The 6,774-nt window shown below is 68.9% G+C and carries 6 protein-coding genes; all 6 read right to left on the bottom strand.

From position 1 onward, the window contains the following. Positions 1-68 precede the first annotated feature (68 nt). Positions 69-1,475, bottom strand: coding sequence for an aminopeptidase (locus tag GF399_03055; protein MBD3399291.1), 1,407 nt, complete (start codon positions 1,473-1,475; stop codon positions 69-71). Between the two features lie 276 nt (positions 1,476-1,751). Beyond that, entirely contained in the window at positions 1,752-2,471 is a 720-nt protein-coding gene (locus tag GF399_03050; GenBank protein ID MBD3399290.1) for a methyltransferase domain-containing protein, read from the bottom strand. Further along, complete coding sequence (locus tag GF399_03045) at positions 2,468-3,841, bottom strand: FAD-binding protein (protein MBD3399289.1); 1,374 nt, start codon at positions 3,839-3,841, stop codon at positions 2,468-2,470. Before GF399_03045 ends, GF399_03050 begins: the two co-directional genes overlap by 4 nt. Beyond that, positions 3,838-4,698 (bottom strand): hypothetical protein, encoded by an 861-nt coding sequence (locus GF399_03040; protein MBD3399288.1) that lies wholly within the window; start codon positions 4,696-4,698, stop codon positions 3,838-3,840. Before GF399_03040 ends, GF399_03045 begins: the two co-directional genes overlap by 4 nt. A gap of 252 nt (positions 4,699-4,950) precedes the next feature. After that, positions 4,951-5,301 carry a hypothetical protein gene (locus GF399_03035; protein ID MBD3399287.1) on the bottom strand — a complete coding sequence of 117 codons (351 nt, stop codon included), beginning with the start codon at positions 5,299-5,301 and terminating at the stop codon, positions 4,951-4,953. Next, a complete protein-coding gene (thiC, locus tag GF399_03030; protein ID MBD3399286.1) occupies positions 5,301-6,608 on the bottom strand; it encodes a phosphomethylpyrimidine synthase ThiC in 1,308 nt (435 codons plus the stop codon). Before thiC ends, GF399_03035 begins: the two co-directional genes overlap by 1 nt. Positions 6,609-6,774 lie beyond the last annotated feature (166 nt).

Here is a 6,774-nt window from a genome sequence, read left to right as displayed (position 1 = left end):
GGCCCCGCCCCGGCTGCGGCTCAGGCCGCAGCGGGGAAGGGCGGTCTTTCCAGCGAAGCGGGTCCCGGCTAGAGGAAACGCTCGTAGAAGGCCTTGTAGGCCAGGTAGGTGGCGTAGATGTCGGCCTTGGCGACCAGCTCGCAGGGCGAGTGCATCCCCAACAGCGGCGGCCCGCAGTCGACGACGTTCATCCCGTGGGCGGCGAGGAACTTGGCCACGGTGCCGCCGCCGCCCTCGTCGACCCGGCCCAAACCGCCGGTCTGCCAGGGAATGGCGTCGTCGTTGAACAGGCGCCTCAGCTTGGCCAGGTACTCGGCGTCGGCGTCGTTGGCGCCGGCCTTGCCCCGGGCGCCGGTGTACTTGACGATCACCACGCCGTGGCCGAGCAGGGCGGCGTTGTTCTTCTCGTGGACCTCCTGCCAGTCGGGATGGACGGCGGGGCAGACGTCGCCGGAGAGGACGTTGGTGCGGGCGTTGAGCCGCCGCAGGGCCAGCTCGGAGGCCTCGCCCTCCAGGGCCAGCACCTCGGCCAGCACGTTGGTGACGAAGGCGGACTGGGCTCCGGTGGCGCCGACGCTGCCGATCTCTTCCTTGTCGACGGCGAAGGCCAAGGCGGCGCGCTCGGGCGCTTCGGCCTCCAGCAGACCGCGCACGGCGGTGAAGGCGCAGACCCGATCGTCCTGGCCGTAGGCTCCGAGGACGGCGCGGTCGAAACCGACGTCGCGGGACTTGTCCGCCGGAACGACCTCGAGCTCGGCGGAGACGAAATCCTCTTCGGCGATCCCGTAGGCCTGGTGCAGGTGGTCGAGGACGGCGGCCTTGACGCGCTCCTTGGCCTCCTCGTCTTCAGCGGGTACGATGCCGCAGATCAGGTTGAGCTTCTCGCCGGGGATGAACTCGCCGGACTTCTTGCCGCCCTGGACCTTGCGGGCCAGGTGGGGCAGCAGGTCGCTGATGACGAAGACCGGATCGTCATCGCCGGAGCCCAGCTTGAGATCGATCTCCTCGCCGTCGGTCTTGACTATCACGCCGTGGAGGGCCAGGGGTCGGGAGAGCCACTGGTACTTGCGCACCCCGCCGTAGTAGTGGGTTTTGAGCAGGCCGACACCGCTCTCCTCGTAGAGCGGGTTGACCTTGAGGTCGAGGCGCGGACTGTCGACGTGGGCGATGACCAGGTTGACACCCTCGGCGGCGGGCCGCTTGCCGGGACGGTAGAGGGCCAGGGCCTTGCCGCGGCTGACGAAGAGATAACCCGGAGCGCCGGGGCGGCTTTCGTCAGGCTGGTATTCGATGTAGCCGTGCTCGACGCCCATCTTGGCCAGGGAGGCCACGCTCTCGCGTTCGGTGCGCGAGAGGTCGATGAAGTTGCGGTAGCGCTCGCTGAAGGCCACGGCGGCGTCGTGCCAGGTCGAGTCCCGGGTGTCGAAACTGCTCTTGCGCTCTCGTTGGTGGTCGGATTTAGCGTTGTCTGCCAAAGTCGCTCCTTTTAACGGTTGAAACGGTCGGAACCGATTCTAACAGATATTCGCCGGGGCTGTGGGGCGGGCCGGCGACCTTTGAAAAACAAGTGCAGTCCGGTGTCGGCGCTTGATTCCGCGGCGCCGGAACCGGCACGGTTTTTGCATCTCGGCGGCCGTTGTCGCGCAATCAACGTCCCGCCTCCGCAAAAACCGTGCCGGTTCCGGCGGGCGGGTTCGCTGGTTATTGCGCCCTTTCCGGCGGCGGTTTTTCAAAGGTCGCCGGCGGCGGCGTCACCCCGAGCGTGCCAGGCAGATAAACTGCGGCTGGGGTTGTACTCCGCGACGGCGGATCGCCCGGCGCAGCTCGGTCAGGCACCGGAGGAAGTCGGCGCGCCGGGCGTCGTCGAGGGCGGCGTCGCGGATCCGCTCCTCGAGGCGGTTGAGGCGCAGGTTAATATGGGCGGTGTAGTCGCCCTCGAACAGTGGAGTGTAGCTGATGCCGCGTTGGATGGAAAAGCCGGCGGTTTCGACCAGGTCGGTGATCTCGTCGTCGGTCAGGGCGGGGTGATGAACGCTTCCCGTAGCGCGGTCGAGTTCGGCGCTGAGGGTGTGGTAGGCGTGGCGGTTGGCCTGGGCGGGAGCCAGCCCCGAGGAGCTGATCTCGTCGATCAGCAGGCGGCCGCCGGGGTTCAGGACCCGGCGGGCCTCGCGCAGCACGGTGGCGGGATCTTCGAAGTGGTGCATGCCGTTGGCGATGCTGACGCAGTCGAAGCTCGATTGGGTGAAGGGCAGGCGGCGGCCGTCGGCGACCAGGCGGTGGACGGTCCGGCCGCGCGGGCGTCCCCGGCCCTCGTCGAGCCAGCGGTGGTCGATATCCACGGCGACGATGCCTTTGAGGGCCGCCCCGGCTTCGATCAGTTTGAGGATAAAGTCGCCGCTGCCCGAGGCCAGATCGAGGAGGCGTCGGCAGTGCAGAGCGCCGAGGATTTCTTCTCTGCGTTCGCGCGTCATCGATCGGTGGAGGGGAAGATCTTGGCGGGGTTGAGCAGGCCGTTCGGATCCAGGCGGCTCTTCAGGCGGCGGGAGAGTTCGAGCAGTTCCGCGGGCAGCTCGCGGTCGATGAAGGGCTGCTTGGCCACTCCGATACCGTGCTCGCCGGAGATGCTGCCGCCGAGCTGGAGGACGGCGGTGAAGAGTTGGTCCAGGGCGCGCTCGACGCGGGCCATCTCGGCGGCGTCGGCGGGATCGCACATGATGTTGACGTGGAGGTTGCCGTCACCGGCGTGACCGAAGACGGGCACCAGCAGGTCGAGATTCTTGCGCAGGCTCTCCAGGCGGGCGACGAGCTCGGGCAGCCTCCCTCGGGGGACGACGACGTCCTCGTTGACCTTGAGCGGCTTGAGCCCGGCGATGGCGGGGCTGGCGTCGCGGCGCATCGACCAGAGGTCCTCCTGCTCGGTCTCATCCAGAGCGACGAGGACCTCCGGGGCGCCCGCGGTGCTGAAGACCGCGCGGACGATCCGAAGGTCCGCCTCGATTTCCTCGGGGCCGCCCAGCAGCTCGACCAGCAGCAGGGCGGTCCCCGGCTCGGGCTCCGGCTCGCCGCGGTAACGGGCCACGCAGGCCAGGGTCTGGGCGTCCATGAACTCCAGCTTGGCGGGCTTGAGCCCCCGGGCCAGCAGGCCGGTCACCCCGCGTCCGGCGGCCACCGGAGAGTCGAAAACCGCCCGCGCCGTGGCCGAGGTCGGCGGGCGCTCCATCAGCTGCAGCCGCAGCTCGACGGTCACGCCGAGGGTTCCCTCGCTCGAGGCGTAAAGTTGGGTCAGACCGGGCTCGGCGGCGGTGTCGATCAGCGTGCCGTCGGGCAGGGCGATCAGGGCCGAGCGGATCCAGTCCGCCGTCACCCCGAAGCTGACGCAGCGCGGTCCGCCGGCGTTCTCGGCGTAGTTGCCGCCCAGGGTGGAGATCTTCAGGCTGGCCGGGTCCGGGGGATAGAACAGGCCGTGCTGCTCGACGGCGGTTTGCAGCTCGGCGGTCACCACGCCGGGCTCGACGACGGCCGTCCGCCGGGCCGGGTCGATCTCGATTATCCGGTTGAGCCGATCCAGCAGCAGGACCACGCCGCCGTGGAGCGGCAGGCTGCCGCCGGTGAAGCCGGTCCCCGCGCCGCGCGGCGTCAGCGGCACTCCCGCCGCGCGACAGGCCGCCAGCACCTGCGCCACCTGCCCGCGCTCCGTCACCCGGACGACCAGCTCCGGCGGGTGGCGGCGGTTGGTGGCGTCGTAGGAGTGGGCCAGCAACTGGTGCGGCTTGCGCAGCAGGTTACGGCGTCCGACGATCCGACGCAGTATCCTCAGCAATCGGCGATCGATGCCGCTCATCGCACCTCGTAGCCGGAGAGGGGCGGCGGCGGCGGGATCGGCCCCCAGTCCAGCACCGTCGGCGGCGTTGGGGTCTCGAACAGCACCGCGTCTTCATCCTCCGCCGTTAGCAGGAAAACCGCCCCCTCCCCGGCCAGTAGGTAGGCGATTCCCGCGCCCTCCCATTCCGCCGTGGGGCAACGCGGGCGCAAATCCTCGAATTCCAGTATCTTGACGAACTCCGCCGTCCCCGCTTCCCAGGCCCACAGACCCCGGGGACCGCTGAGCAGCAGCCGTTCGCCGACCAGCTCCGGCTGCAGGAAAGGCTCCGCTGCGCCGATCAGGGGCTCCTCGAAGCCATCGCCGCCTTCGTCATCGAGCATCCGCCGATAGAACACCCAGTCCGCGATTTCCAACTTATTGTAATACAACATCTTATGCTCGACGAGGATACAACCGGCGCCCACCCGTTCGGCCACCAGCTCCGGCTCGTCCCGGCCGCTCCAGCGCCACAGGCCGCAGTCCCGACGGTAGCAAAGCTCGCGCAGGTCCGTCCAGTGCGGATCCGCGCCGGGGAAGTCCTCGTGGCTGACCACCGTCTCCTCGCGCAGGGAGATGATGCGGATCCAGTCGTCGCCGTCCCTGGAGTACCACAGCGCCGCGTAGTAGCCGTCCGGGGTCAGCGCCAGGTCCCGGGCCTCGTCGACGTCGGCGAGCTCCGCGATCACCCCGGCGTCCTCCTCGTTGACCCGGACGACCTGCAACACCCGTTCCTCCCCCACGCCGAGGAACTGGCCGTAGACCACCTGGCCCTCGAGAGCCGTGGTAGAAACGACCAGAGACAAGAGCATAAATATCAACAGTTTGTGTCGTCGCATCATCGTCTTTCCGTTGAGCCTTCGAGGTTGCCGAACACTCGTTCGGCTTGATAACTGGGGCTTAGGCCGATAGTGGCTGAACGGTGCGCAATCAGCCGCAAGGTCATGGCTAAAACGTTGGCCGGAGCGCTTCGACAGCCGAACAGCCCTTCGGCCGGTCCGCTGCACAAGGGCCGGCGCGGTTGTTGCCCGCGGGCTTCCCCCCGGGAAGGCCGCGGAATGCAACAAGCGTGACGGCCCGGGGGCGGGGGCTTACTCGCCGGCGGCGGCGGTGAAGTGCCCGGCGTAGTAGTCGACGACCTCGGACGGGGTGAACAGGTTGATCAGCTCGTCGTCCTTGAGCTCCTCGAAGCGCTCGCAGAAGACCAGATCGGTGCGCAGGGCCTCGTCGATCAGGGCGGCGCAGGTTTCGTAGTCCCCGGCGCGGAAGGCCGCGGCGGCCTCCTCGCCGATGACGGCGAGGAAGACCTCCAGTCGCCCGGCGCGCCCTTCCTCGAGCGTCGGCTCCAGGGCGAAGACCAGCACGATCAGCGCCGCGACGGCGAGGATGACCAAGAGGGAGCGACGCTCGAAGCGCCAGTCGGGATCACGCCAGAAGCCCATCAGGAAACTCCCTCGTCGTCGGGATCGCCGTAGAGGGCGCGGCGCATCCCCTTGATGGCGCAGAGTTCCGAACACATGGTGCAGACCCGGTCGTCGGCGGGTTTTCGCCGGTCGCGCCACTCCTCGAGCATTTCGGGATCCAGCGCCAGCTCGTACTGGGTCCGCCAGTCCAGCTCGCGCCGGGCCAGCCCCATGGCGTCGTCGCGCTCCCGGGCGGCGGGCAGGCCGCGGGCGACGTCGGCGGCGTGGGCGGCGATCCGGCTGGCGATCACGCCCCGCTTGACGTGGTCGACGTTGGGCAGACAGATATGCTCGGCCGGGGTGACGTAGCAGAGGAAATCGGCGCCGGCCATCGCCGCCACGGCTCCGCCGACAGCCCCGACGATGTGATCGTAGCCCGGGGCGATGTCGGTCACCAGGGGTCCCAGGACGTAGAACGGCGCGCCGTCGCAGAGCGCTTTCTGGATGCGGACGTTCTCGGCCACCTGATCCAGCGGCACGTGGCCCGGCCCCTCGATCATCACCTGGACCCCGGCCTCCCGGGCCCGGCGGGCCAGCTCGCCCAGGGTTACCAGCTCCTCGATTTGCGGGCGGTCGGTGGCGTCGGCCAGGCAGCCCGGCCGCAGGCCGTCGCCCAGGGAGAGGGTCATGTCGTGACGCCGGGCGATCTCCAGTAGCCGATCGTACTGCTCCAGCAGCGGGTTCTCGGACTTGTTGCGCACGATCCATTCGGTCAGGATCGCCCCGCCGCGGCTGACCACGCCGGCGGTGCGCGGCGAGCGCTGCAACAGCTCGACGGCCCGGCGTGAAACCCCGCAGTGGACGGTGATGAAATCGACGCCGTCCTCGCCGTGGCGCTCAACGGCGGCGAACATCTCCTCCGGGGTCAGGTGGATGAGTTTGCGTCGTTCCTCGGCGGCCTGGACGGCGGCGTCGTAGATGGGCACGGTGCCGACGGGCACGGGCGAGGCTTCGATGATCCGGCGCCGCGTGGCGCGCAGGTCGCCCCCCGTCGACAGGTCCATCAGGGTGTCGGCGCCGTACTTGAGCGCTGCGCGGACCTTCTCCAGCTCCGGTTCCGGATCGGGCAGGTCCCGGCTGGTGCCCAGGTTGGCGTTGACCTTGACGCGCAGCCCGGCGCCGATACCCAGGGCGACCTCCGTCGGTCGGGCGACGTTCTTGGGGATGACCACGGTACCGGCGGCGACGCGTCGGCGCAGCTCTTCGGGATCGACGCCTTCGGCGGCGGCCACCCGGAGCAGCTCCGGAGTCAGGGTTCCATGTTTGGCGGCTTCCAACTGGGTCATACTTATCCTCGTTTGTCTCACGGTGCGGGGGATAATATACCACAGATAGCGCTCTTGACCAAGCTGGTCGGGTTTTTCAGCACCGTCAGCGGGGTCTCGATCGGCGCCCTGATTGGCAGCCGCCGATTACGCACTGTGGCCGCCGTCCCGCCGGGCCGTCACGGTT

This window comes from Candidatus Coatesbacteria bacterium (genome assembly GCA_014728225.1).
GTDB lineage: Bacteria > RBG-13-66-14 > RBG-13-66-14 > RBG-13-66-14 > RBG-13-66-14 > WJLX01.
This window is presented reverse-complemented; position numbering and strand designations above follow the sequence as displayed.